The organism is Pseudomonas sp. NS1(2017), assembly GCF_002269425.1.
GTDB lineage: Bacteria > Pseudomonadota > Gammaproteobacteria > Pseudomonadales > Pseudomonadaceae > Aquipseudomonas > Aquipseudomonas reactans.
This window is the reverse complement of record NZ_CP022960.1, coordinates 2,923,526-2,946,884: the sequence shown is the minus strand read 5'-3', so window position 1 is coordinate 2,946,884 and position 23,359 is coordinate 2,923,526. Positions and strand designations below refer to the sequence as shown.

The 23,359-nt window shown below is 61.8% G+C and carries 19 protein-coding genes; 9 read left to right on the top strand and 10 right to left on the bottom strand.

Annotated elements, in window-relative coordinates; genetic code table 11:
- Positions 1–74 precede the first annotated feature (74 nt).
- Complete coding sequence (gene bglX, locus CI807_RS13885; protein ID WP_095015041.1) at positions 75–2,366, top strand: beta-glucosidase BglX; 2,292 nt, start codon at positions 75–77, stop codon at positions 2,364–2,366.
- Between the two features lie 123 nt (positions 2,367–2,489).
- On the opposite strand, the gene CI807_RS13880 is transcribed toward bglX, so the two are convergent.
- The 8 genes from CI807_RS13880 to CI807_RS13840 form a co-directional block, all read right to left on the bottom strand.
- Entirely contained in the window at positions 2,490–3,647 is a 1,158-nt protein-coding gene (locus tag CI807_RS13880) for a phosphatidylserine/phosphatidylglycerophosphate/cardiolipin synthase family protein (protein ID WP_095015040.1), read from the bottom strand.
- Between the two features lies 1 nt (position 3,648).
- Positions 3,649–4,239 carry a YceI family protein gene (locus CI807_RS13875; RefSeq protein ID WP_095015039.1) on the bottom strand — a complete coding sequence of 197 codons (591 nt, stop codon included), beginning with the start codon at positions 4,237–4,239 and terminating at the stop codon, positions 3,649–3,651.
- Positions 4,240–4,291: 52 nt separating this feature from the next.
- Positions 4,292–5,050: an IclR family transcriptional regulator gene (locus tag CI807_RS13870; protein WP_095015038.1), complete on the bottom strand. Its 759-nt coding sequence runs from the start codon at positions 5,048–5,050 to the stop codon at positions 4,292–4,294.
- Between the two features lie 64 nt (positions 5,051–5,114).
- Positions 5,115–6,557 carry an amidase gene (locus CI807_RS13865; protein WP_095015037.1) on the bottom strand — a complete coding sequence of 481 codons (1,443 nt, stop codon included), beginning with the start codon at positions 6,555–6,557 and terminating at the stop codon, positions 5,115–5,117.
- Complete coding sequence (locus CI807_RS13860; RefSeq protein ID WP_095015036.1) at positions 6,554–7,864, bottom strand: citrate-proton symporter; 1,311 nt, start codon at positions 7,862–7,864, stop codon at positions 6,554–6,556. Before CI807_RS13860 ends, CI807_RS13865 begins: the two co-directional genes overlap by 4 nt.
- Positions 7,865–7,923: 59 nt before the next feature.
- The gene (locus CI807_RS13855) at positions 7,924–9,099 is read right to left on the bottom strand and encodes a M20 aminoacylase family protein (RefSeq protein WP_095015035.1); all 1,176 of its coding nucleotides are present in this window, start codon (positions 9,097–9,099) and stop codon (positions 7,924–7,926) included.
- Between the two features lie 755 nt (positions 9,100–9,854).
- A complete protein-coding gene (locus tag CI807_RS13845) occupies positions 9,855–10,169 on the bottom strand; it encodes an amidase (protein ID WP_095015033.1) in 315 nt (104 codons plus the stop codon).
- On the bottom strand, positions 10,166–11,239 hold the full coding sequence (locus tag CI807_RS13840; protein ID WP_095015032.1) for a serine hydrolase: 1,074 nt from the start codon (positions 11,237–11,239) through the stop codon (positions 10,166–10,168). Before CI807_RS13840 ends, CI807_RS13845 begins: the two co-directional genes overlap by 4 nt.
- A 187-nt stretch (positions 11,240–11,426) precedes the next feature.
- Between CI807_RS13840 and olsB the strand changes: the two genes are divergently transcribed.
- Both olsB and CI807_RS13830 read left to right on the top strand, forming a co-directional pair.
- Positions 11,427–12,182 carry an L-ornithine N(alpha)-acyltransferase gene (gene olsB, locus CI807_RS13835; protein ID WP_003172415.1) on the top strand — a complete coding sequence of 252 codons (756 nt, stop codon included), beginning with the start codon at positions 11,427–11,429 and terminating at the stop codon, positions 12,180–12,182.
- On the top strand, positions 12,182–12,970 hold the full coding sequence (locus CI807_RS13830; protein ID WP_095015031.1) for a lysophospholipid acyltransferase family protein: 789 nt from the start codon (positions 12,182–12,184) through the stop codon (positions 12,968–12,970). Before olsB ends, CI807_RS13830 begins: the two co-directional genes overlap by 1 nt.
- Before the next feature lie 73 nt (positions 12,971–13,043).
- Here CI807_RS13830 and CI807_RS13825 read toward each other — a convergent pair whose 3' ends face one another.
- Positions 13,044–13,637, bottom strand: coding sequence for an ACP phosphodiesterase (locus CI807_RS13825; protein WP_016975102.1), 594 nt, complete (start codon positions 13,635–13,637; stop codon positions 13,044–13,046).
- A gap of 154 nt (positions 13,638–13,791) precedes the next feature.
- Between CI807_RS13825 and CI807_RS13820 the strand changes: the two genes are divergently transcribed.
- The 3 genes from CI807_RS13820 to CI807_RS13810 are packed head-to-tail and all read left to right on the top strand — an operon-like array spanning position 13,792 to position 16,402.
- Positions 13,792–14,118, top strand: a complete 327-nt coding sequence (locus CI807_RS13820; RefSeq protein ID WP_016975101.1) for a helix-turn-helix transcriptional regulator — start codon at positions 13,792–13,794, stop codon at positions 14,116–14,118.
- A 13-nt stretch (positions 14,119–14,131) separates the two neighbouring features.
- Complete coding sequence (locus tag CI807_RS13815; protein WP_095015030.1) at positions 14,132–15,298, top strand: MFS transporter; 1,167 nt, start codon at positions 14,132–14,134, stop codon at positions 15,296–15,298.
- A 48-nt stretch (positions 15,299–15,346) separates the two neighbouring features.
- Complete coding sequence (locus tag CI807_RS13810) at positions 15,347–16,402, top strand: alkene reductase (protein ID WP_095015029.1); 1,056 nt, start codon at positions 15,347–15,349, stop codon at positions 16,400–16,402.
- A 234-nt stretch (positions 16,403–16,636) separates the two neighbouring features.
- On the opposite strand, the gene CI807_RS13805 is transcribed toward CI807_RS13810, so the two are convergent.
- The gene (locus tag CI807_RS13805) at positions 16,637–17,269 is read right to left on the bottom strand and encodes a TetR family transcriptional regulator (protein ID WP_010212311.1); all 633 of its coding nucleotides are present in this window, start codon (positions 17,267–17,269) and stop codon (positions 16,637–16,639) included.
- A 286-nt stretch (positions 17,270–17,555) separates the two neighbouring features.
- On the opposite strand from CI807_RS13805, the gene CI807_RS13800 reads away from it, so the two are divergent.
- Genes CI807_RS13800 through adeC form a run of 3 tightly spaced genes read left to right on the top strand, consistent with a single transcriptional unit; the run spans position 17,556 to position 23,323 of the window.
- The gene (locus CI807_RS13800; RefSeq protein ID WP_033902717.1) at positions 17,556–18,704 is read left to right on the top strand and encodes an efflux RND transporter periplasmic adaptor subunit; all 1,149 of its coding nucleotides are present in this window, start codon (positions 17,556–17,558) and stop codon (positions 18,702–18,704) included.
- Positions 18,705–18,707: 3 nt separating this feature from the next.
- A complete protein-coding gene (locus tag CI807_RS13795; protein WP_016975096.1) occupies positions 18,708–21,869 on the top strand; it encodes an efflux RND transporter permease subunit in 3,162 nt (1,053 codons plus the stop codon).
- Positions 21,866–23,323, top strand: coding sequence for an AdeC/AdeK/OprM family multidrug efflux complex outer membrane factor (gene adeC, locus CI807_RS13790; protein ID WP_016975095.1), 1,458 nt, complete (start codon positions 21,866–21,868; stop codon positions 23,321–23,323). Before CI807_RS13795 ends, adeC begins: the two co-directional genes overlap by 4 nt.
- Positions 23,324–23,359: the final 36 nt, after the last annotated feature.

Sequence of the window (23,359 nt, the reverse complement as noted above, 5' to 3'; positions counted from 1 at the left end):
GAACAACAATAGACGCTCCCCACATTTTGGCCGATCAGCGTTATCGCTGTGCAGTGAGCCGAAAAAGGATATTCATGAAGAAGCTGTGTTTGCTCGGCCTTGTTGCCACTCTGGCCACCCACCCCGTATGGGCAGAAACAAAGCCTGCTGCGCTTAAAGACAAGGACGCCTTTGTCAGCGACCTGCTCAAGCAGATGACCCTCGATGAAAAGATCGGCCAATTGCGCCTGATCAGCATCGGCCCCGAAATGCCCCGCGAGCTGATCCGCAAGGAAATCGCCGCCGGCCGCATCGGCGGCACCTTCAACTCCATCACCCGCCCGGAAAACCGTCCGATGCAGGACGCGGCCATGCGCAGCCGCCTGAAGATCCCGATGTTCTTCGCCTACGACGTGATCCACGGCCACCGCACGATTTTCCCGATCAGCCTGGCCCTGGCCTCCAGCTGGGACATGGACGCCATCGGCCGCTCCGGGCGCATCGCTGCCCAGGAAGCCGCCGCCGACAGCCTCGACATCACCTTTGCGCCAATGGTCGACATCTCCCGCGACCCGCGCTGGGGCCGCACGTCCGAAGGCTTCGGTGAAGACACCTACCTGGTCTCGCGCATTGCCGAAGTGATGGTCAAGGCGTTCCAGGGCGTGAGCGCCGCGAATGCCGACAGCATCATGGCCAGCGTCAAGCACTTCGCCCTGTATGGCGCAGTGGAAGGCGGTCGCGACTACAACGTGGTCGACATGAGCCCGGTCAAGATGTACCAGGACTACCTGCCGCCGTACCACGCGGCGATCAAGGCCGGTTCCGGCGGCGTGATGGTGGCGCTGAACTCGATCAACGGCGTGCCCGCCACCGCCAACACCTGGCTGATGAACGACCTGCTGCGCAAGGACTGGGGCTTCAAGGGCCTTGCCGTGAGCGACCATGGCGCGATCTTCGAGCTGATCAAGCACGGCGTGGCCAAGGACGGGCGTGAAGCCGCCAAGCTGGCGATCAAGGCCGGCATCGACATGAGCATGAACGACTCGCTCTACGGCAAGGAATTGCCCGGCCTGCTCAAGTCCGGCGAGATCGAACAGAGCGACATCGACAACGCCGTGCGCGAAGTGCTGGGCGCCAAGTACGACATGGGCCTGTTCAAGGACCCGTACCTGCGCATCGGCAAGGCCGAGGATGACCCGGCCGACACCTACGCCGAAAGTCGCCTGCATCGCGCCGAAGCCCGTGATATTGCGCGCCGCAGCCTGGTCTTGCTGAAAAACCAGAACAACACCCTGCCGCTGAAAAAATCCGCGACCATCGCCCTGGTCGGCCCGCTGGCCAAGGCGCCGATCGACATGATGGGCAGTTGGGCCGCCGCCGGTAAACCGGAACAGTCGGTCACCCTGCTCGACGGCTTGAACGCGGTGATCGGCGAGAAAGGCAAGATCATCTATGCCCGTGGCGCCAACATCACCAACGACAAGGCCGTGGTCGACTACCTGAACTTCCTCAACTTCGATGCGCCGGAAGTGGTGGATGACACCCGCCCTGCTCAGGTGATGATCGACGAGGCCGTCAAGGCCGCCAAGGATGCCGATGTGGTCGTCGCTGCCGTGGGCGAGTCCCGTGGCATGTCCCACGAATCCTCCAGCCGCACCGACCTGAACATCCCGCAAAGCCAGCGCGACCTGATCAAGGCCCTGAAGGCCACCGGCAAGCCGCTGGTGCTGGTGCTGATGAACGGCCGTCCCCTGTCGATTCTCGAAGAGAACCAACAGGCCGACGCGATCCTGGAAACCTGGTTCGCCGGTACCGAAGGCGGCAACGCGATTGCCGACGTGCTGTTTGGTGACTACAACCCGTCGGGCAAACTGCCGATCACCTTCCCACGCTCGGTGGGGCAGATTCCGACCTACTACAACCACCTGACCATCGGCCGGCCGTTCACCCCGGGCAAGCCGGGCAACTACACCTCGCAGTACTTCGATGACACCACTGGTCCCCTGTTCCCATTTGGCTACGGCTTGAGCTACACCACGTTCGGTCTGTCGGACATGGCGCTGTCGTCCACTACCTTGAACAAGACCGGCAAGCTTGACGCCAGTGTCACCGTGACCAACACCGGCAAGGTCGACGGCGAAACCGTGGTGCAGTTGTATATCCAGGACGTGGCCGGCTCGATGATCCGCCCGATCAAGGAGCTGAAGAACTTCCAGAAGGTCATGCTCAAGGCGGGTGAAGAGCGCACGTTGCACTTCACCATCACCGAGGAAGACTTGAAGTTCTACAACACCCAACTGAAGTTCGCGGCGGAACCGGGTGAGTTCAATGTGCAGATCGGGTTGGATTCCCAGGATGTACAGCAGCAGACCTTCGAATTGCTGTAACAGCCAGAACACTTGTAGGAGCGAGCTTGCTCGCGAAAAACCTGAGGGCAACGCGTTCATCCAGGATGAACGCGTCATCGTTAACGACCTTCGCGAGCAAGCTCGCTCCTACAGTGAGACGGGCTAGCCGCGTCGATCCAGCAAATTCACCACCAACCGATCAATCCACCCCCACACCCGCTGCTTCACCCGCCGCCACAACGGCCGCGACTTCCACGCCTCCAGGCTCACCGCCAGGCTTTGCGCGAAATCCCGCTCGAAACTGCCCGCCACCGCCCGCGTCAATTCAGGGTCCAACGCCTCCAGGTTGGCGTCCAGGTTGAAGCGCAGGTTCCAGTGGTCGAAATTGCACGAGCCCACGCTGACCCAGTCATCCACCAGCACCATTTTCAGGTGCAGAAAACACGGTTGGTATTCAAAGATCTGCACACCCGAACGCAGCAAGCGCGGGTAATAACGGTGCCCGGCATAACGCACGGAGGGGTGATCAGTGCGCGGGCCGGTGAGCAGCAAGCGCACATCGACCCCCCGCCCTGCGGCCCGACGCAACGCGCGGCGCACGCCCCAGGTGGGTAGAAAATACGGGGTTGCCAGCCAGATCCGTTGTTTGCCGCTGTTCAACGCACGGATCAGTGATTGCAGGATGTCCCGGTGCTGACGGGCATCGGCATACGCGACACGGCCAAGCCCCGGCCCGGTGGCGGGCACCCTGGGCAAACGCGGCAAACCGAAGTGGGTGGCAGGTTTCCACGCGCGGCGCGCGTTGTTGGCGTGCCATTGGCGGTCGAACAGTGCGTGCCAATCCTGCACCAACGGGCCGCTGATCTGCACCATGACTTCATGCCAGTCGGCGCTGTCATTGCCCGGCGTCCAGAATTCATCGGTCACGCCGGTGCCGCCGACGAAGGCGACACGCTGGTCGATCAACAACAGTTTGCGATGGTCGCGGTACAGGTTACGCATCCAGCGGCGCCAGCTCAGGCGATTGTAGAAGCGCAGTTGCACACCGGCGTCGGTCAGGCGTTTGCGCAGCCCGAGGGTAAACGCCAGGCTGCCGTAATCATCGAACAGGCAGCGCACCTGCACGCCGCGTTCGGCGGCGAGCACCAGCGCCTGCACCATGGCTTCGGCGCAGGCGCCGGCTTCCACCAGGTACAACTCCAGCTCGACTTGCCGCTCGGCGCGAGCAATGTCCACCAGCATCTGCGGGAAGAAATTCGGCCCGTCGATCAGCAATTCGAAACGGTTGGCGCTGCGCCAGGGGAACACCGCGCCGCTCATGTCAGCGCGCCGTGAAAATCAGCACCGCACCCACCGGCACCGACAGACTGATCGACTTGAGCCCCGCTGCCTTACGCAACGCTGCCACGCCCGGCGCCAGGTCGAAATCCTCCGCATGTACCACCAGCGGTTCCAGGGTCACCACTTGGAAGCGTCGGTCGTCCAACCGCGTGGCCAGCAACTCGGCGCTGTAGGTCTGGGTCTTGCCGTGCAGGGTCACGGACAACGGCAGGCGCAACTCCAATTGTGCGCCGGGAGCCAAATCATTGATCGGCTGCAGGTTGATCTGCGCGTTGATCAGCGCATCGGGAAAGGTTTTGATCTCGAACAATTGATTGCGCATGCGCTCGTCGCGCAGCGGGATGCCACTATTGACGGACTCCAGCTCGACCTCCAGTTGCGCCGCGCCCTTGCTGTCGACCTTGCCGTGCAACACCAGGAAACGCTGCACTTCGGCGATTTCGGTGTTCTTGGTGGTGACGAACGACAGACGCGACGATTCGTTATCCAGATACCAGTCGGCATGGGCAGGCACAGCAGCGGCGGCCAACAGGGCGAAGGCCAGGGGTTTGATCACGGAAGCGTTGAACATTGAAGACTCGTGGGGCGAAAAACCTGAACGAACCTTAACCGGATCGCGAGGGTTACGCCAATGCGCGCTGCACTTCGCGCACCGTCTCTTCCAGGCTGGCCATGTGCAGGTTCAACACCCGCTCCACCGGCGCCTGATGCATCGGCCAATGCAGCGCCATGCTCCCAACCAGACGACCATTGGCGCGCACCGGCAAGGCGACGGCGCGAATCAGGAACGGCAAACGCACCGGATACTCCCAATAACCCTCGGTGCGCTGGCCAAAGCCCTGGTGCTGGGTTTGCTCGCAGGCCTGGTATTGCTCGTCCGCCGCCACCTGATCGCGACCGGCCAGGCGCTGCACTTCTTCAGCCGATAACTGGGTCAGGCAGGCCTTGCCCATCGCCGAATGAAACAGGCTGGCGTGCTGGCCGACGATCTGGCAATTGTTGGGGTACAGCTTGCGCAACACGCTGGGGATCGCGCTCTCCATGACTTCCAGGCGCTCGCCATCAAAACAGGACAAATCCACCACCAGCCCGGTGCGCTCGCTAAGTTCCAGCAGCCACGGCGCCGCGCTTTCCACGACTTGGCGTTTGAAGCGTTGCTGGGTGTCGCCGAACAGGCGCTGGGCGCGCAGGCGGTAACGACGATCGCTCAAGCCGCGATAGACCCAGCCCTGCTCCTGCAACGTCAGCAACATGCGCGACACCGTGGCCTTGGGCAGGCGTGTGAGGTAGTGCAACTCCTCCAGCCCCAGGGCCTGGTGCGCGCCCAGCAACTCGACGATTGCCAGTGCGCGCTCGACCGAGCGTACGGTGCCTGTCTCCATGTTCGATCTCCCTGTTGCCGATGGATGATCATTGTTCACAGCAAGATACAGGCCCGGTCGCAGCTCAACCCGTCGATGCCAGGCACGTCGGCGGCCGACGCTGCACCCACTGCGTCAACTGTTCATGAGCATAGGCCAATTGCAGCACCGCCCGATCCGCCTGGGCCGGGCCGATGATCTGCACGCCCATGGGCAGGCCCTGGGGGTTGAAGCCCACCGGCACACTCATGCTCGGCAGCCCGGCCAGGGTCGGGCCGATCACCCCCTCCATCCAGCGGTGGTAGGTGTCCATTTCACGCCCGCCAACGAGGCGCGGCCAGGGCTGCTGTGCATCGAAAGGGAACACTTGGGCGGTGGGCAGAAGCAGAAAATCGTAACGTTCGAACAGCTTGGCGAGGGCGCGATACCACTCGCTGCGATCCAGCGATGCCTGGTACACCTGCTGGGCTGTCAACGCCAGGCCACCCTCCACTTCCCATTGCGCCTCGGGCTTGAGCAGTGCGCGTTTCTGCGGGTTGGCGTAGGCCGCGCCGAGGTTGCCGTGCACCAGCCAGTGGCGATGCACCAACCAACTGCGCCACAGCCGTGCCATGGAAAAGTCCGGCTGGCAGCTTTCCACGGTGCAGCCCAATGCAGCGAAATCGCCGAGCGCCGATTCGCACAGGCTCAGCACGCCGTCGTCCATCGGCAGATAGCCGTTGTAATCCCCCAGCCAGCCCAGGCGTGCGCCCTTGAAATCACGCTGCAAGGGCTGGCCGAACATCGCCGGGTCCTCCTTGGACGACAACGGCACCCGTGGGTCGTAACCCGCCTGGATGCTCAACAACCGCGCCACATCCGTCACGCTGCGGCCCATCGGGCCTTCGGTGCCCAGTTGTTGCACGAACAGTTCTGGGGCCGGTCCGTAAGGCACTCGGCCTTGGGACGGGCGCAAGCCAAACACGTTGTTGAACGCCGCCGGGTTGCGCAGCGAGCCCATCATGTCGCTGCCGTCGGCCACCGGCAGCATGCGCAACGCCAGGGCCACCGCTGCCCCGCCGCTGCTGCCGCCCGCGACGAGGCTGGGGTCGTAGGCATTGCCGGTGGTGCCGAACAGTGTGTTGTAGGTCTGCGAACCCAGGCCGAACTCCGGCACGTTGCTCTTGCCGATGATGATCGCGCCACTGGCCCGCACCCGCGCCACGCTGATGGCGTCTTCGCTGGGCACGTGCTCGGCGAACAGCGGAGAGCCCAAGGTGGTGCGCAAGCCTTGGGTAGCAGCGAGGTCCTTGATCGCCTGGGGCATGCCGTGCATCCAGCCGCGCGACTGGCCTTGGTCCAGCTCGCGATCACGCCCCCGCGCCTCCGCCAACACGTCATCGGCATCACGCAGCGACACCAGCGCATTCACCGTCGGATTGAAGCGCTGGATCTGCGCCAGATACGCCTGCATCACCTCTTCGCACGACACCTGCCGTGCGTGGATCGCCCGCGACAGTTCGGTGGCATCCCAATCAACAATACTCAAGGCTTCACCTCTTTGGAAAACGGCAGCGGCTTCTGTGCCCGCGGCGCCTCATGCATGCAGTAGGTGCCCAGCAGCGTCAGCACGCAAGCGAACAATACATAGAAGGATGGGGCGACCGGCGTGCCCAGCACTTTGGTCAGCCAGGTGACGATCAGCGGCGCAAAACCGCCGAACACCATGACCGCCACGTTATAGGCGACCGATACACCGGTCGAGCGAACTTCGGTGGGAAACTGCTCGGCCAGCGCGGTCGGCGCCGGGCCGAAGAACCCACCGATGGCGGTGCACAGCATCACTTGCATCACCAGCAGACGCTCGATGGACGGCGCGGCGGCGACCCAAACATACAGCGGATAGACCATCACAAAAAACGCCAGGGTGAACGCCATCAACACCGGCCGCCGTCCCAGGCGGTCCGACAGCAAACCAGACAGCGGAATCACCACGGTCATCAGCGCCACCGCAAACATCTGCACCATCAGCACTTGATCCAGCGGCAGACCGAGGCTTTTGTGGGCAAAGGTCGGCATGTTCACCAGCACCACATAGAACGACACCGTCGCGCCACAGGCCAGGCCCATGGATACGAGGATGCTGCGCCGATGCTCGCGCACCACCTGCATCAGGCTCGGCGCCGGGCCGGTCGCCTGTTTGCGTGCCTCGATGAATTCTTCCGGGTCTTCCATGTGCCGACGAATCCACAGGCCCACCGGGCCAATCAGCAAACCGAACACGAACGGCAGACGCCAGCCCCACAGGTCGAGGGTTTGCGGCGAAAAGAAATGCGTGACCGCCGCCACCATCGCCGCGCCGCCGAACACGGCCAGGCATTGCCCCACCAATTGCCAGGAGCCATATAAGCCCTTGCGATGGGCTGGCGCGCTTTCCACCAGGAACGCCGTAGCACTCGCGTACTCACCGCCGGTGGCAAAGCCTTGAAGCATGCGCGCTACCACGATCAACAAAGGCGCGCCCATGCCGATGGCGGCGTAGTTGGGCGCAAAGGCGATCAACGCGATGGACACGGTCATCAGCCGGATAATCAACTGCATCGCGGCCTTGCGGCCTTTGCGGTCGGAATACATCCCCAGCAGGATGCCGCCCACCGGGCGCATGAAAAAGCCCACGCCGAAAGTGGCCAAGGCCATCAGCAGCGAGGCGTACTCGTCATCTGAAGGAAAAAACTGTCGGGCGATGATGCTCGCGAGAAAGCCGTAGACAATGAAGTCATACCATTCCAGCGCATTGCCGATCACAGCCGCCACCACTTGGCGGGTGCGGGACACACCTGGTTTTGCAGTCTGCATGAGGAACACTCCATTCAACCGATCGAGGGAAAGGGTCCAGCGGCAGAAAAAGAAGGTCGTCAGGCAGGCTTGAGCCAGCTCTCGGCCAGCGCGCCCCAATAGGCGGCGCCCGTCAGCAGGATGTCGTCGTTGAAGTCGTAGGCGGGGTTATGCACCATCGGCCGCGACACGCCGTTGCCGATGAACAGGTAGCTGCCGGGGCAGCGTTGCAGCATCCAGGCGAAGTCTTCGCTGCCCATCAGCGTGCGGGTGTTACCGTCCACCGCGTCGGCACCGAGCAAGGCGACGCCAACCTGGCGGGCGAATTCGGTTTCTTCGGCGTGGTTGACCAGCACCGGATAAGCCGGGCGGTGTTCGATCTGCACCGTGCAGCCAAAGCTGGCGGCCTGGGTGTGGATGATGGCGAACACCCGCTCCAGCATCTGCTCACGCACCTTGGGATTGAGCGCGCGCAGGCTCAGACGCAACAGCGCCTGTTGGGGAATCACGTTGGCTGCCTGGCCCGCTTGCAGCGCGCCGACCGTGACCACGGCGGCTTCCTGGGTGTCGATATTGCGCGCCACCACCGTCTGCAACGCCATGACCATGCTCGCTGCCGCCACCAGCGGGTCCACCGTCAAATGCGGCATGGAGCCGTGGCCGCCAACGCCTTCGAGGGTCACGGTGAGCAAGTCCTGCGAGGCCATCATCGGCCCGACGCGCAAGCCCAGATGCCCCGCCGGCAGCCCCGGCATGTTGTGCATGCCAAACAAGCCATCGCAGGGGAAACGCTCCAGCAAACCGTCGGCCAGCATGGCTTCGGCGCCCCCCTGGCCTTCTTCGGCGGGTTGGAAAATCAGGTTCAAGGTGCCGTCGAACTGCCGCGTCGCCGCCAGGTAGCGCGCGGCGCCGAGCAACATGGTGGTGTGGCCGTCATGGCCGCAGGCGTGCATGCAACCGGCGTGTTGGCTGGTGTAGGACGCGCCGGTGTTTTCGATGATGGGTAACGCATCCATGTCGGCACGAATGCCCAGGGTGCGCGAACTGCTGCCATTGCGCAGCACGCCCACCACACCGGTCTTGCCGATACCGGTGTGCACCTCATAGCCCCACTCCTGCAACGATTTGGCAACGAGCGCGCTGGTGCGGTTTTCTTCAAAGCCAAGTTCAGGATGGGCGTGGATGTCCTGGCGCACGGCGTGCAAATCGCCAGCGACGTCGCTGAGCCAATCCAGGATGTGCTGGTGTGGGCGCATGGTGATTCTCCTCACAGGCGGGTGTTCCCGTTCTTGTTTGCTGCACATCGCCAGCTAACCGCGATGTGGGCGCAAGGACAATCAAAGGTGGTTCCACCCTGTGGAACCTTGCGGCATTACATAGTTTTCCTGAAGCTTGCCTCTCTCTGCGGTGAGCAAGCTTGCTTGCGTTGGAGGGGGAAGTGCCGCCAAAAACCAGGCGGCCAACAATCATGAATAACTGGGTCGAATCTTGTGTAAGGAAAACGTGCTAGAGGGCATTATTTTTTCTGTACAACCAGATCAAATAGAACCCACCGAGGGGAAGGGCGAAGACAAAATAGAACAGCCATAACAGTGTGTGACCACCCTGGGATGCAGCCGTCCTTAATGGAGCTGACCCCCAAAAGCGTTTCCCAGTAACACTGAAGACAATGTTTTCTACTGCGCGCCTTGAGAACGGGAACAAAAGTGCATTAGCCGCGCAGACAGAAATATAAATAGCAGCGTTATCGCTCGACCGGAAACCATAAGCGGTCATAAAGAATAAAAACAGTCCAATCATCAAGCCCTCAAAAAAATGGCCTTTCTCCATGCCCATTCGCATTCTTATCATCCTGAAGTAATTTTGAGCCACACGCGCTAGAGCCAGAAACGTCCGCTCTGCCTATGAAGGGCCGCAATCCCTGTCATCGGCCACCGGCAATATTACTACATGCGCGCGGCATCAAAATCAGGACGCTGCACGTTGCGTTTGAAGCGTGGGAAGGTAAGTCCTAGGGCAGCAGGCGACACCCCTGCCGCTCCCCCAACCAGCGCGCCATATGCGTGCGCCCCAACCCACTGGCCGTCACCTCACTGCGCTCCGGATTATCTCTGAACGCACTCGTCGGCACGTACTGCTTCACGTACCCCCGGCAATACTCCGCCGGGTTGTTCGCCACATACCGGCACGAGCAGTACTCCTTGGCGCTGTAGGCCGCGATGATGTCGGGGAAGGCTTGCAGGTTGACGCGTTCGTGCCAGAGCCAGCCCAGCAAGGCGAGCAATAACAGCAGAAACACACTGGTAAACGGCCGACGACGGATCATGGTTGCACCGCCGCGAGTACGCGCTTGAGCAGTTCGTTATGCCGGTAGCTGGCGTCACGGTCATCGCCGTAGCGCACGATCACCAGGTGTTCGTCAGGCATCACGTACAGCGCCTGGCCCCAATGGCCGAGGGCGGCGAAGGTGTCGGCGGGAGCATCGGGCCAGGGTCTTGACGCGCCTTTATTGAGCCACCAATGACCACCGGGGACGGCTTCGTCCTGGCCGGGTTTGTATTTATCGAAGGGCTGGCGGTTAAAGGCGACCCAGTCTTTCGGCAGCAGTTGTTGATCGCCCCAGCGACCGTCCCGCGCCATCAGCAAACCGACACGCGCCAAGTCACGAGCGGTGAGGTAGGCATAGGACGAGGCGACGAAGGTTTCATCGGCGTCAGTCTCCCAGGTGGCATTACGAATGCCCAAGGGCTTGAACAGCGCATCCCACGGGTAACTCATATAGGCCTTGTGCCCAAGCATGCCTTTAAGGGTGGCGGACAGGATATTGGTGTCGCCGCTGGAGTAACGGAACACCTGGCCCGGTGCAGCGGCGGCCTCGGTGTCGGCGGCAAAGTCGGCCATGTCGCCACGGCCACGGGTGTAGAGCATCGCCACCACCGAGGATTTCAACGGCGCGTATTCGTAGTCTTCCTGCCAGTCGAGGCCCGAGGCCCAGTGCAGCAGGTCGGCCATGGTCACGGTTGGGTGCTGTTTCATCGGAGGATAAAAACGCGCGGCGGGGTCGCTCAGTTTGAAGCGGTTTTCGCCGTAGGCCACGCCCAACACAGTTGCCATCAGGCTTTTGCTGACGGACCAAGTGAGGTGCGGGGTGCTGGCGCTGGTGGGCGCGGCGTAGCGTTCGTAGATCACTTCACCGTCACGAATCACCAACAGCGCGTCGGTGCGAATGCCTTGGCGGGTGGCGTCATCTCGTGCCGGGAAGGCGTAGGCCTCCAGGGCATCAACAGCGGGACCAGAAAGCGGTATTCCCTTGGCCCAGTCTTTATCGGGCCAGGTTTCAGCGTGAGCGGCAACGGTGACAAACAGCAGGGCAACACACAACAGGCCTCTGACCATGGACGCAGACTCAAGGGGGGCATTCAAGCCCGCGAGCCTAGCCGAGGCTGATGACAGATTTGCGACAGCGAGGGCTGTCATCCAAGCGTCACCATAACTTCATGGAGATGACACCGAGCCTACATAGCCTGAGTTTGGACAACAAAGTCGACCGGCCGAAATCGTGGCCGGCACTCGGAGACTCGCCATGACTCAGATCGCCCGCATCAGCGACACCGGCAATGAACGCCGTCTGCAAGCCGAACGCCTGGTTGGCGCGCAGGCGTTGCAGGAAGCCCAGGCCCTGCGGTTCAACGTGTTCAGCGGCGAATTCAACGCCAAGCTGAAAGGCGCGGAACTGGGCCTGGACATGGATGACTATGATGTTCACTGCAGCCACATTGGCGTGCGGGACTTGAACAGCGGTCGACTCGTCGCCACCACCCGTTTGCTGGACCACCAGGCTGCCAGCACCCTGGGCCGGTTCTACAGTGAAGAAGAATTCAGCCTGCATGGCTTGCTCCATCTGCAAGGCCCGATCCTGGAAATCGGCCGCACCTGCGTCGACCCCGCCTACCGCAACGGCGGCACCATCGCCGTGTTGTGGGGCGAATTGGCCGAAGTGCTCAACCAGGGCGGCTACAGCTACCTGATGGGGTGCGCGAGCATCCCGATGCACGATGGCGGCATCCAGGCCCACGCAATCATGCAGCGCCTGCGCGAACGCTATCTGTGCAATGAACACCTGCGCGCCGAACCGAAGAAACCACTGCCGGCGCTGGACCTGCCGTCCAACGTGATCGCCGAGATGCCGCCATTGCTCAAGGCGTACATGCGCCTGGGTGCGAAGATCTGCGGCGAGCCGTGCTGGGATGAAGATTTCCAGGTGGCCGACGTGTTCATCCTGCTCAAGCGCGATGAGCTGTGCCCGCGTTACGCCCGCCACTTCAAGGCTGCAATGTGATGAGCCGCCTGCGGGTTTACGGGCGCATTGCCCGCGTGCTGGTGGTGGTGGCGCTGGGCTTGAGCATGGCCAGCGTGTTTGGGGTATTCGAGCGCATGGGCATCGCCAATTCGATGGTACGGCGCCAGCGTTGGTCGCGTTTCTTTATGGCGCGGCTGACCAACGCGCTGCCCTTTCGCGTGACGGTGCACGGCGAATTGCCAACGCAGCCGATGCTGTGGGTGAGCAATCACGTGTCCTGGACCGATATTCCGCTGCTCGGCGCCGTGGCGCCGATGTCATTCCTGTCCAAGGCCGAAGTGCGCACCTGGCCGGTGGCAGGTTGGTTGGCGGCCAAGGCTGGCAGCTTGTTTATCCGCCGAGGTTCGGGCGACAGCCAGTTGATCCGCAAGCAGATGACCCGCCACTTGGAGCAACAGCACCCGCTGTTGATGTTCCCGGAAGGCACCACCACCGACGGGCGCAGCCTGCGTACCTTCCACGGACGCTTGCTGGCCAGTGCGATCGATGCGGATGTGTCGCTGCAACCGGTGGCGATCCGTTACCTGCGTGATGGGCAAGTCGACCCGCTGGCGCCTTTTATTGGCGATGATGATTTGCTCTCGCACCTGATGCGTTTGTTTGCGAACGACCAAGGCGATGTGGAAATCCATGTGCTCAAGCCGATCGCCTGCGCCGGGCAGGAACGCGCGGCGCTGGCGTATCAGGCGCAGCAGGCGGTGCAGAAGGCGTTGTTTGGTGAAGTGGTGCAGCCGGCCGAACCCCGCGGCGCGCTGATTGCCGCCTGAACCCGATTCACTGTAGGAGCGAGCTTGCTCGCGAAAAACGAATAGGCGCCACGGGCTGGCTGATAGCGCTGCGTTATCGTTGACGATCTTCGCGAGCAAGCTCGCTCCTACAGAAGTCTTGCAACAGCGGGTAGAAAACGCTGAAGTCTTCACTCAACGGCTCATACAACACCCGCAACTCTTGCATCGCAAAACCCAACTCCTGCGGCTGTGTCAACCTTCGGGAGATCCCCCGCAACACCTGCTCCATCACCGCAAACTCACGGTACGAGCCCAACCAATCATCCGCCGCCATGTACGGCGCAATCTGCGCCAACCGCCCCGGCAATTGCGGCTCGGCCGCCAGCACGCGGTACACCTGCGACGTGAAACGCTCCAGGGGCTGGTCGGCATACAGAGTCCAGTCCCGCGCCAGGCAGTGGTCGAAAAACACATCGAGGACGATCCCGGCATAGCGCCTGCGTGTCAGGCTGAAGCGTGACAACGCCTCCCCCACCAGCGGGTGGCTGTCAGTGAAGCGGTCGATGGAACGATGCAACTGGATCGCCGATTCGATTTGCGGGCTGAACTGGCCCTGCAGGCGGCCTTTGACGAAGTCGCCATAGAGGCTGCCCAGCAGTTGCGCAGGAAGTTGGCCGCCCAGGTGCAGATGTGCGAGATAATTCATGGTGCGCAGTCTACCACTGCCCTCAACGTATCGTTATAACCCGATATACCGAATGAGCCTAGGCTCAGACCAAAATCATATTGGTCTATCGGGATAGACCGATATAAAATTCGCCTCATCGCGATATAACGCTGTACGACACCGAGCACCTGCCATGTCCATCGACCTCGACGAAATAATAAAAGCCCTGGCGCACCCAGTACGACGAGACATCCTCACCTGGCTGAAAGACCCGAAAGTGCAATTCCCCGAACAACTGCACAACCACGAATACGGCATCTGCGCCGGGCAGATCGACCAGCGCTGCGGCTTGTCCCAGTCGACCGTGTCGGCCCACCTGGCCACCCTGCAACGCGCCGGGTTGATCAGCAGCCAGAAGGCCGGCCAGTGGCACTTTTTCAAACGCAACGAGGACACCATCCAGGCCTTCCTCGCGGCGCTCACCACCGAACTCAGCGCGCACGACAGCGCCGCGTTGTAACAAGGAAACCCTAATGCCCCTCTCGCTACTCATACTGGCCCTCAGCGCCTTCGCCATCGGCACCACCGAGTTCGTCATCATGGGCTTGTTGCCCGATGTGGCGACGGACCTGGGTGTGTCGATTCCCGGCGCCGGTTGGCTGGTGACCGGCTACGCCCTGGGCGTGGCGATCGGCGCGCCATTCATGGCACTGGCCACCGCCAAGCTGCCACGCAAGGCGGCACTGGTAGCGTTGATGGGCATCTTCATTATCGGCAACCTGCTCTGCGCCCTGGCCAGTGACTATAACGTGCTGATGTTTGCCCGTGTCGTCACCGCGCTGTGCCACGGGGCATTCTTTGGGATTGGTTCAGTCGTAGCCGCCAACCTGGTGCCGGCCAACAAGCGGGCTTCGGCCGTGGCCTTGATGTTCACCGGCCTGACCCTGGCCAATGTGCTCGGCGTGCCGCTGGGTACGGCACTGGGCCAGGAAGCCGGCTGGCGCTCGACCTTCTGGGCGGTGACAGTGATTGGTGTGGTGGCGTTGATCGGCCTGATCCGCTTCCTGCCGGCCAAGCGTGATGAAGAGAAACTCGACATGCGTGCCGAACTGGGCGCCCTCAAGGGCGCCGGCATCTGGCTGTCGTTGAGCATGACCGCGTTGTTTGCCGCGTCCATGTTCACCCTCTTCACCTACGTCGCGCCGCTGCTGGGCGATGTCACCGGCGTGTCGCCCAAAGGCGTGACCTGGACCCTGCTGCTGATCGGCCTGGGCCTTACCGTCGGCAACATCATCGGCGGCAAGCTGGCGGACAAGCGCCTGGCGGCCACTCTGATCGGCGTATTCATCAGCATGGCGGTGGTCTCCACGGCACTGACCTGGACCAGCGTCGCCGTGATCCCGACCGAAATCACCCTGTTCCTGTGGGCCACCGCGTCGTTCGCCGCCGTGCCTGCCTTGCAGATCAACGTGGTGACCTTCGGCAAGGCCGCGCCGAACCTGGTGTCCACCCTGAACATCGGCGCGTTCAACATCGGCAATGCCCTCGGCGCCTGGGTCGGTGGCAGTGTGATTGCCCACGGTTTCGGCCTGACCAGCGTGCCCTTGGCCGCAGCAGCCCTGGCGATCCTCGCGCTGTTGGTGACCCTGATTACTTTCCGTCAGAGCGGCAATGCCGACCTGGTCCCCGCGACCAACTGACCCACTTCAAAGACACTGATCCACTTAAAAGACAAAGGTGCTTTCCCCATGACGACTATTTTCGATCCAATCAAACTGGGCGACCTGGAACTGTCGAACCGCATCATCATGGCGCCGCTGACCCGCTGCCGTGCCGACGCCGGTCGCGTGCCCAACGCGCTGATGGCCGAGTACTACGTGCAACGTGCCTCCGCCGGGCTGATCCTCAGCGAAGCCACGTCCGTGACGCCACTGGGCGTGGGTTACCCGGACACGCCGGGCATCTGGTCCAACGATCAGGTACGCGGCTGGGCCAACGTCACCAAGGCGATTCATGGCGCGGGCGGCAAGATCTTCCTGCAACTGTGGCATGTGGGGCGTATTTCCCATGAGTCGTACCTGAACGGCGAAAGCCCGGTGGCCCCGAGCGCGATCCAGCCTAAAGGCCACGTCAGCCTGGTACGCCCATTGGCCGACTACCCGACGCCACGCGCCCTGGAAACCGCTGAAATCGCCGACATCGTCGACGCCTACCGCACCGGCGCCGAGAATGCCAAGGCCGCCGGTTTCGACGGCGTGGAAATCCACGGCGCCAATGGCTACCTGCTCGACCAGTTCCTGCAGAGCAGCACCAACCAGCGCACCGACCAGTACGGCGGCTCCCTGGAAAATCGTGCACGCCTGCTGCTGGAAGTGACCGACGCGGCCATCGAAGTCTGGGGCGCTGGCCGTGTGGGTGTGCACCTGGCACCACGCGCCGACTCCCATGACATGGGCGACGACAACCTGGCGGAAACCTTCACCTACGTCGCCAGCGAACTGGGCAAGCGTGGTATCGCCTTCATCTGCTCCCGTGAGAAAGAAGCTGGCGACAGCCTCGGTCCACAACTCAAGAAGGCTTTCGGCGGCGTGTACATCGCCAACGAACGCTTCACCAAGGACAGCGCCAACGCCTGGCTGGCCGAAGGCAAAGCCGATGCCGTGGCCTGGGGTGTGCCGTTCATTGCCAACCCGGATCTGCCGGCTCGCTTGAAGGCTGACGCGCCGTTGAATGAAGCACGCCCGGATACGTTCTACAGCAAAGGCCCAGTCGGCTACATCGACTACCCGACCCTGGCGCTGTGATGTAAAAAGCTGAAACGAAAAAGCCCCGGTTCGCAGGAACCGGGGCTTTTTCATGGACGCTGGGTAACATTCCTTCACAGCCCTGCAACAAAATCGCTACAAAATACTTAGGCGGCTACCTATCAACCGCCCGCCAGCCCGTATATAAAGTCACCCCACCGATCAGGCGGAAGGACGATTGACTGTCCTTGGGCTTTACTGTTGACACAACCTGATGCAATTACGCATTTTGTCTTAATTGCGCAGGCTGGGGCTCCAGCGCAGCATGTCCAGCCCGGCATCCACCCAGCGTTCGGCTTCCTGATGCAGTTGGAAGCTGTCGGGAACCAGCAGCCACTGGCCGATCAGCCCGTTGATGTAAGCGTGGATGCACACCGCGCCACGGGTGGTATCGAGGTTTTCCGGCAGTTGCCCGCGATGGACCGCGTTACGCAAGGTCAGACCGATGCGCAGGTTGCACTCCAGGCTATGGGTCTGACGTTGGCGACGCATATCGCACATTTCATCGGTGAATTCGCACTTATGGAACAAGATCTCGTTGATGCGCCGGGTTTTCGGGTCCAGGGCCACTTGATGAAACAAATGAATCAGCAGCTTGCGCATACAGCCCAGCGGGTCGAGTTCATCCTCGCTTTCACTCGCCCTGGCCAACTCATCCAGCGGCTCATGCAGCGTGTCGAGCAACGCCTGGAGCAAATCGGATTTGTTACTGAAATGCCAGTAGATGGCACCCCGCGTCACACCGGCCAGCGCGGCGATGTCCGCCAGCGTGGTCCGCGCGACGCCGCGCTCATAGAAGGCTTGCTCGGCGGCTTGAAGAATCTGGCTGCGCGTTTCCTGAGCTTCTTCTTTGGTGCGACGAACCATGGCAGTACAACCTCAATCAGGACATCTGAGACTATCGTTAACGCAGAATTAACCGTCGGTAACGATCATCCGAATATTTGTGGGACGACACCGTCATGGGTGCCGAACGTAGTGAAATCGAGGCTTTGGGCGTTGCTTTGTCAACATTCCGCGCAGCCTGTCAAGAGTTTACAAACAACCATGAACGTAAGTATATTGCGTAGCAAGCTACTTATCCAGTCAGTGCTTGTTTTTTACCCTTCCACACTTCTTGTGCGCACTCTGCGCGCCTGACCCGAGGATCTTCATGCAACTTAAGCCAGCTGTTACCGCTCTGGTCACTGCCGTCGCCCTGGCATCGCTGCTCAGCGGATGTAAAAAGGAAGAAGCGGCTCCGCCCGCTCAAACCCCTCAGGTCGGCGTGGTCACCATTCAACCGCAAGCCTATACCCTGACGTCCGAGCTGCCAGGCCGCACCACCGCCTACCGCATCGCGGAAGTTCGCCCACAGGTCAACGGCATCATTCTCAAGCGCCTGTTCAAGGAAGGCGGCGACGTGAAGGAAGGGCAACAGCTCTACCAGATCGACCCGTCGGTGTATGACGCCACCCTGAAAAGCGCACAAGCCAGCCTGACCCAGACCAAGTCCATCTCCGACCGCTACAAGCAGTTGGTCGATGAACAAGCCGTCAGCCGCCAGGAATACGACACCGCCGTCGCCAACCGCATGACTGCGGAAGCAAACGTTCAAACGGCCCAGATCAACGTGCGTTACACCAAGGTGTTCGCGCCGATCTCCGGGCGTATCGGCCGTTCTTCGGTGACCGAAGGCGCGCTGGTCAGCAACGGCCAGACCGATGCCATGGCCGTGATCCAGCAACTGGACCCGATCTACGTCGACGTCACGCAGTCTTCGGCTGAGATGCTGAAACTGCGCCGCGACCTGGAAAGCGGCCAGCTGGAAAAAGCCGGCGCCAACGCCGCCAAGGTCAAGTTGACCCTGGAAGACGGTAGCGCCTACGGCCAGGACGGCAAACTGGAATTCTCCGAAGTGTCGGTTGACCAGACCACCGGTTCCGTAACCCTGCGCGCCGTGTTCCCCAACCCTGACCACACCCTGCTGCCGGGCATGTTCGTACACGCCCAACTGCAAGCCGGCGTGAACAGCAAAGCCATCCTGGCACCCCAACAAGGCGTGACCCGCGATATCAAAGGTATCCCGACCGCAATGGTGGTGAACAAGGACAACAAGGTCGAACAGCGTCAACTGGTGGCCAACCGCACGGCCGGCGCCTACTGGCTGGTGGAAAAAGGCTTGAATGCCGGTGACCGCGTGATCACCGAAGGCCTGCAATTCATCAAGCCGGGCATCGAAGTCAAGGTCAAGGACGCCGACAACGCCAAGCCTGCCGGTTCTGCTCCAGCTCCTGCTGCCGCTGCTGGCCAGGGGGAGTAACCCATGTCGAAATTTTTTATCGACCGTCCCATTTTCGCCTGGGTAATTGCCCTGGTGATCATGCTGGTCGGGGCACTGTCGATCCTGAAGTTGCCCATCAACCAATACCCGGCCATCGCGCCCACCGCCATCGACATCCAGGTGACCTACCCAGGCGCGTCCGCACAAACCGTGCAGGACACCGTGGTGCAGGTCATCGAGCAACAGCTCAACGGTATCGACAACCTGCGTTATGTGGCCTCGGACAGTAACTCCGACGGCAGCATGACCATCACCGCGACGTTCAACCAGGGGACCAACCCGGACATCGCCCAGGTTCAGGTGCAGAACAAGCTGAACCTGGCGACCCCATTGCTGCCGCAAGAAGTGCAGCAACAGGGTATCCGCGTGACCAAGTCGGTGAAGAACTTCCTGATGGTGATCGGTCTGGTGTCGGAAGACGGCAGCATGACCAAGGACGACCTGTCCAACTACATCGTGTCCAACATCCAGGACCCGATCTCGCGTACCGCGGGTGTAGGTGACTTCCAGGTGTTCGGTTCGCAATACGCTATGCGGATCTGGCTCGACCCGGCCAAGCTGAACAACTACCAGTTGACCCCGGTAGACGTCAGCACAGCCATCGCGGCCCAGAACGTCCAGGTGGCCACCGGCCAATTGGGTGGCCTGCCTGCCCTGCCCGGCACCCAGCTGAACGCAACCATCATCGGCAAGACCCGTCTGCAAACCGCCGAGCAGTTTGGCAAGATCCTGATGAAGGTGAATGCCGACGGCTCGCAGGTTCGCCTGCGTGACATCGCGCGTATCGAACTGGGCGGCCAGAACTACAGCATCAGTGCACAGTTCAACGGCAAGCCGGCTTCCGGTATGGCGATCAAGCTCGCGTCGGGCGCCAACGCCCTGGACACCGCCAAGGCCATCCGTGCCACCGTGGCGTCCCTGGAACCATTCTTCCCGCCTGGCATGAAGGCGGTGGTGCCGTATGACACCACGCCTGTGGTGACCGAATCGATCTCCGGTGTAGTGCACACCCTGGTCGAAGCGATCGTGCTGGTGTTCCTGGTGATGTTCCTGTTCCTGCAGAACTTCCGCGCCACCATCATCACCACCATGACGGTACCGGTGGTATTGCTGGGCACCTTCGGGATCCTGGCCGCGTTCGGCTTCACCATCAACACCCTGACCATGTTCGGCATGATCCTGGCCATCGGTTTGCTGGTGGACGATGCCATCGTGGTGGTGGAAAACGTCGAGCGGGTGATGGCCGAGGAACACCTGTCGCCTAAAGAAGCGACGGTGAAATCCATGGGCCAGATCCAGGGCGCCCTGGTAGGTATTGCCCTGGTACTGTCGGCGGTACTGTTGCCGATGGCGTTCTTCGGTGGCTCCACCGGTGTGATCTACAAACAGTTCTCCATCACCATCGTTTCGGCCATGGCGTTGTCGGTACTGGTTGCCCTGATCTTCACCCCGGCCTTGTGCGCCACCATGCTCAAGCCGATCGACCCCGAGAAACACGGCCAACCCAAGCGTGGTTTCTTCGGCTGGTTCAACCGCACCTTCGACCGTGGCGTACTGAGCTACGAGCGCGGCGTGGGCAACATGATCAAGCACAAGTTTCCTGCATTCTTCGTGTACCTGATCATTTTCGCCGGCATGATCTGGCTGTTCACCCGCATCCCGAGCGCGTTCCTGCCGGAAGAAGACCAGGGCGTGATCTTTGCCCAGGTGCAGACCCCGGTCGGTTCTTCGGCTGAGCGTACGCAAAAAGTCATCGACGACATGCGTGCCTTCCTGCTCAACGACAAGGAAGGCGAGCCGGGCGAAGGCAAGGCCGTGAAATCGGTGTTTACCGTCAACGGCTTCAACTTCGCTGGCCGTGGCCAGAGTTCGGGCCTGGCGTTCGTGATGCTCAAGCCATGGGATGAGCGTGACGCATCCATGTCGGTATTCGAAGTGGCCAAGCGTGCCCAGGGTTACTTCTTCGGGGCCTTCAAGGACGCCATGGTATTTGCCATCGTGCCGCCTTCGGTTCTGGAGCTGGGTAACGCCACCGGTTTCGACGTGTTCCTGCAAGACCAGGGCGGTGTCGGCCACGAAAAACTGATGGAAGCGCGCAACCAGTTCCTGGGTGCCGCCGCACAAAGCAAGATCCTGGCGGGCGTGCGCCCCAACGGCGTGAACGATGAGCCGCAGTACGAGCTGACCGTCGACGACGAGAAGGCCAGCGCCCAGGGCATCACCCTGTCGAGCATCAACCAGACCCTGGCGATTGCCCTGGGTGGCAGCTACGTCAACGACTTCATCGACCGTGGTCGGGTGAAGAAGGTGTACGTGCAAGGCGAAGCCGCTGGCCGGATGTCCCCGGAAGACCTGGACAAGTGGTACGTGCGCAGCGACTCCGGGAAGATGGTGCCAATGTCGGCCATTTCCTCGGGCAAGTGGATCTACGGTTCGCCGAAGCTCTCGCGGTACAACGGTGTAGCGGCGATGGAAATCCTCGGTACCCCGGCACCGGGCTACAGTACCGGTGACGCCATGGCCGAAGTCGAGCGTATCGCCAAGCAATTGCCTGCGGGCGTAGGTTATGCCTGGACGGGCCTGTCGTACGAAGAACGTCTGTCCGGCTCCCAGGCACCTGCGCTGTACGCCCTGTCGCTGCTGGTGGTGTTCCTGTGCCTCGCGGCCCTGTACGAAAGCTGGTCGATCCCGATTGCGGTGGTACTCGTTGTGCCGCTGGGCGTGGTGGGTGCGTTGATCGCCACCAGCATGCGCGGGCTGTCCAACGACGTGTTCTTCCAGGTGGGCCTGTTGGTGACGGTGGGCTTGGCGGCGAAGAACGCCATCTTGATCGTGGAGTTCGCCAAAGAGCTCCACGAACAGGGCAAAGGCATCGTCGAGGCAGCCATCGAGGCGTCTCGCATGCGTCTGCGCCCGATCATCATGACCTCCATGGCGTTCATCCTCGGCGTACTGCCACTGGCGATCTCCTCGGGCGCCGGTTCAGGCAGCCAGCACGCCATCGGTACCGGTGTAATCGGCGGTATGATCACGGCCACTGTGCTGGCGATCTTCTGGGTGCCTTTGTTCTTCGCAACCGTATCCGCCGCTGGCGAACGTAAAAAGACTGACACAACTGAAACCCCTAAAGAGGCTGGCCAATGAGCAAGTCGCTACTTTCCCTAGCCGTCACGGCATTCGTGCTCAGTGGCTGCTCGCTGATACCTGACTATCAGCGCCCCGAAGCGCCGGTGGCCGCACAGTTCCCGCAGGGGCCGGCGTATTCGTCGGCCCAGGCGCCGAGCCAGGCCGCTGCCGAGCAGGGCTGGAAGCAGTTTTTCCATGACCCTGCCCTGCAACAACTGATCCAGACCGCGCTGGTGAACAACCGCGACCTGCGTGTCGCGGCGCTGAACATCGACGCCTATGCCGCGCAGTACCAGATCCAGCGCGCCGACCTGTTCCCGGCCGTATCGGCCACGGGCAGCGGCAGCCGTTCGCGTACGCCGGCCCGCCTGTCGCAGACTGGCGAATCGACCATCAGCAGCCAATACTCGGCCGGTCTCGGGATCAGCTCCTATGAGCTGGACCTGTTCGGTCGCGTACGCAGCCTGAGCGAAGAAGCCCTGCAAAAGTACTTCGCCACTGAAGAAGCACGGCGCAGTACCCAGATCAGCCTGGTGGCCAGCGTGGCCAATGCCTACCTGACCTGGCAGGCCGACAAGGAACTGCTCAAGCTCACCCAGGACACCCTGGATGCCTACGAGCAGAGCTTCAAGCTCACCTCGCGCAGTAACGAAGTCGGCGTGGCCTCGGCCCTCGACCTGAGCCAGTCGCGCACCTCGGTGGAAAACGCCCGGGTCGCCCTGGCGCGTTATACCCGCCAGGTGGCCCAGGACGAAAACAGCCTGACCCTGCTGCTGGGCACCGGCCTGCCGGCGAATATCGCCAGCAAGCCGCTGTCGGATGACCTGCTCAGCGAAGTGCCGGCCGGCTTGCCGTCCGACCTGCTGCAACGTCGTCCCGACATTGTCCAGGCCGAGTACAACCTCAAGGCCGCCAACGCCAACATCGGCGCGGCCCGTGCTGCGTTCTTCCCGAGCATCACCCTGACCGCCAGCGCCGGTACCGCGAGCCCGAACCTGGGCGGCTTGTTCAAGGGCGGCTCGGGCACCTGGTCGTTCGCCCCGCAGATCAACATCCCGATCTTCAACGCCGGCAGCCTGCGCGCCAGCCTGGACTACTCGAAGATCCAGAAAGAGATCAATGTGGCGAACTACGAGAAGGCCATCCAGACCGGCTTCCAGGAAGTCTCCGACGGCCTCGCCGCACGTGAGACCTACAAGCAGCAACTGGATGCCCAGCGTGGCTTCGTCGCGGCCAACCAGGATTACTACCGACTGGCCGAGCGTCGCTACCGCATTGGTGTCGACAGCAACCTGACGTTCCTCGATGCCCAGCGCCAACTGTTCAGTGCCCAGCAATCGCTGATCACCGACCGCCTGGCGCAGCTGACCAGCGAGGTCAACCTGTACAAGGCCCTCGGCGGCGGTTGGAACGAGCAGACCGCGAAGAACGAGCCGTTGAAAGAAGAAGCACCGGCGCTGAAGTTGTTCTGATAGCACGGCAATAAAAAACCGCTTCCCTGTAAAGGA

Excerpts from the sequence above, each read along its gene's own strand:
- bglX (WP_095015041.1), top strand. The coding sequence starts at position 75 with ATGAAGAAGCTGTGTTTGCTCGGCCTTGTTGCCACTCTGGCCACCCAC.
- CI807_RS13880 (WP_095015040.1), bottom strand. The coding sequence starts at position 3,647 with ATGAGCGGCGCGGTGTTCCCCTGGCGCAGCGCCAACCGTTTCGAATTG.
- CI807_RS13875 (WP_095015039.1), bottom strand. The coding sequence starts at position 4,239 with ATGTTCAACGCTTCCGTGATCAAACCCCTGGCCTTCGCCCTGTTGGCC.
- CI807_RS13870 (WP_095015038.1), bottom strand. The coding sequence starts at position 5,050 with ATGGAGACAGGCACCGTACGCTCGGTCGAGCGCGCACTGGCAATCGTC.
- CI807_RS13860 (WP_095015036.1), bottom strand. The coding sequence starts at position 7,864 with ATGCAGACTGCAAAACCAGGTGTGTCCCGCACCCGCCAAGTGGTGGCG.
- CI807_RS13855 (WP_095015035.1), bottom strand. The coding sequence starts at position 9,099 with ATGCGCCCACACCAGCACATCCTGGATTGGCTCAGCGACGTCGCTGGC.
- CI807_RS13845 (WP_095015033.1), bottom strand. The coding sequence starts at position 10,169 with ATGATCCGTCGTCGGCCGTTTACCAGTGTGTTTCTGCTGTTATTGCTC.
- CI807_RS13840 (WP_095015032.1), bottom strand. The coding sequence starts at position 11,239 with ATGGTCAGAGGCCTGTTGTGTGTTGCCCTGCTGTTTGTCACCGTTGCC.
- olsB (WP_003172415.1), top strand. The coding sequence starts at position 11,427 with ATGACTCAGATCGCCCGCATCAGCGACACCGGCAATGAACGCCGTCTG.
- CI807_RS13830 (WP_095015031.1), top strand. The coding sequence starts at position 12,182 with ATGAGCCGCCTGCGGGTTTACGGGCGCATTGCCCGCGTGCTGGTGGTG.
- CI807_RS13825 (WP_016975102.1), bottom strand. The coding sequence starts at position 13,637 with ATGAATTATCTCGCACATCTGCACCTGGGCGGCCAACTTCCTGCGCAA.
- CI807_RS13820 (WP_016975101.1), top strand. The coding sequence starts at position 13,792 with ATGTCCATCGACCTCGACGAAATAATAAAAGCCCTGGCGCACCCAGTA.
- CI807_RS13815 (WP_095015030.1), top strand. The coding sequence starts at position 14,132 with ATGCCCCTCTCGCTACTCATACTGGCCCTCAGCGCCTTCGCCATCGGC.
- CI807_RS13810 (WP_095015029.1), top strand. The coding sequence starts at position 15,347 with ATGACGACTATTTTCGATCCAATCAAACTGGGCGACCTGGAACTGTCG.
- CI807_RS13805 (WP_010212311.1), bottom strand. The coding sequence starts at position 17,269 with ATGGTTCGTCGCACCAAAGAAGAAGCTCAGGAAACGCGCAGCCAGATT.
- CI807_RS13800 (WP_033902717.1), top strand. The coding sequence starts at position 17,556 with ATGCAACTTAAGCCAGCTGTTACCGCTCTGGTCACTGCCGTCGCCCTG.
- CI807_RS13795 (WP_016975096.1), top strand. The coding sequence starts at position 18,708 with ATGTCGAAATTTTTTATCGACCGTCCCATTTTCGCCTGGGTAATTGCC.
- adeC (WP_016975095.1), top strand. The coding sequence starts at position 21,866 with ATGAGCAAGTCGCTACTTTCCCTAGCCGTCACGGCATTCGTGCTCAGT.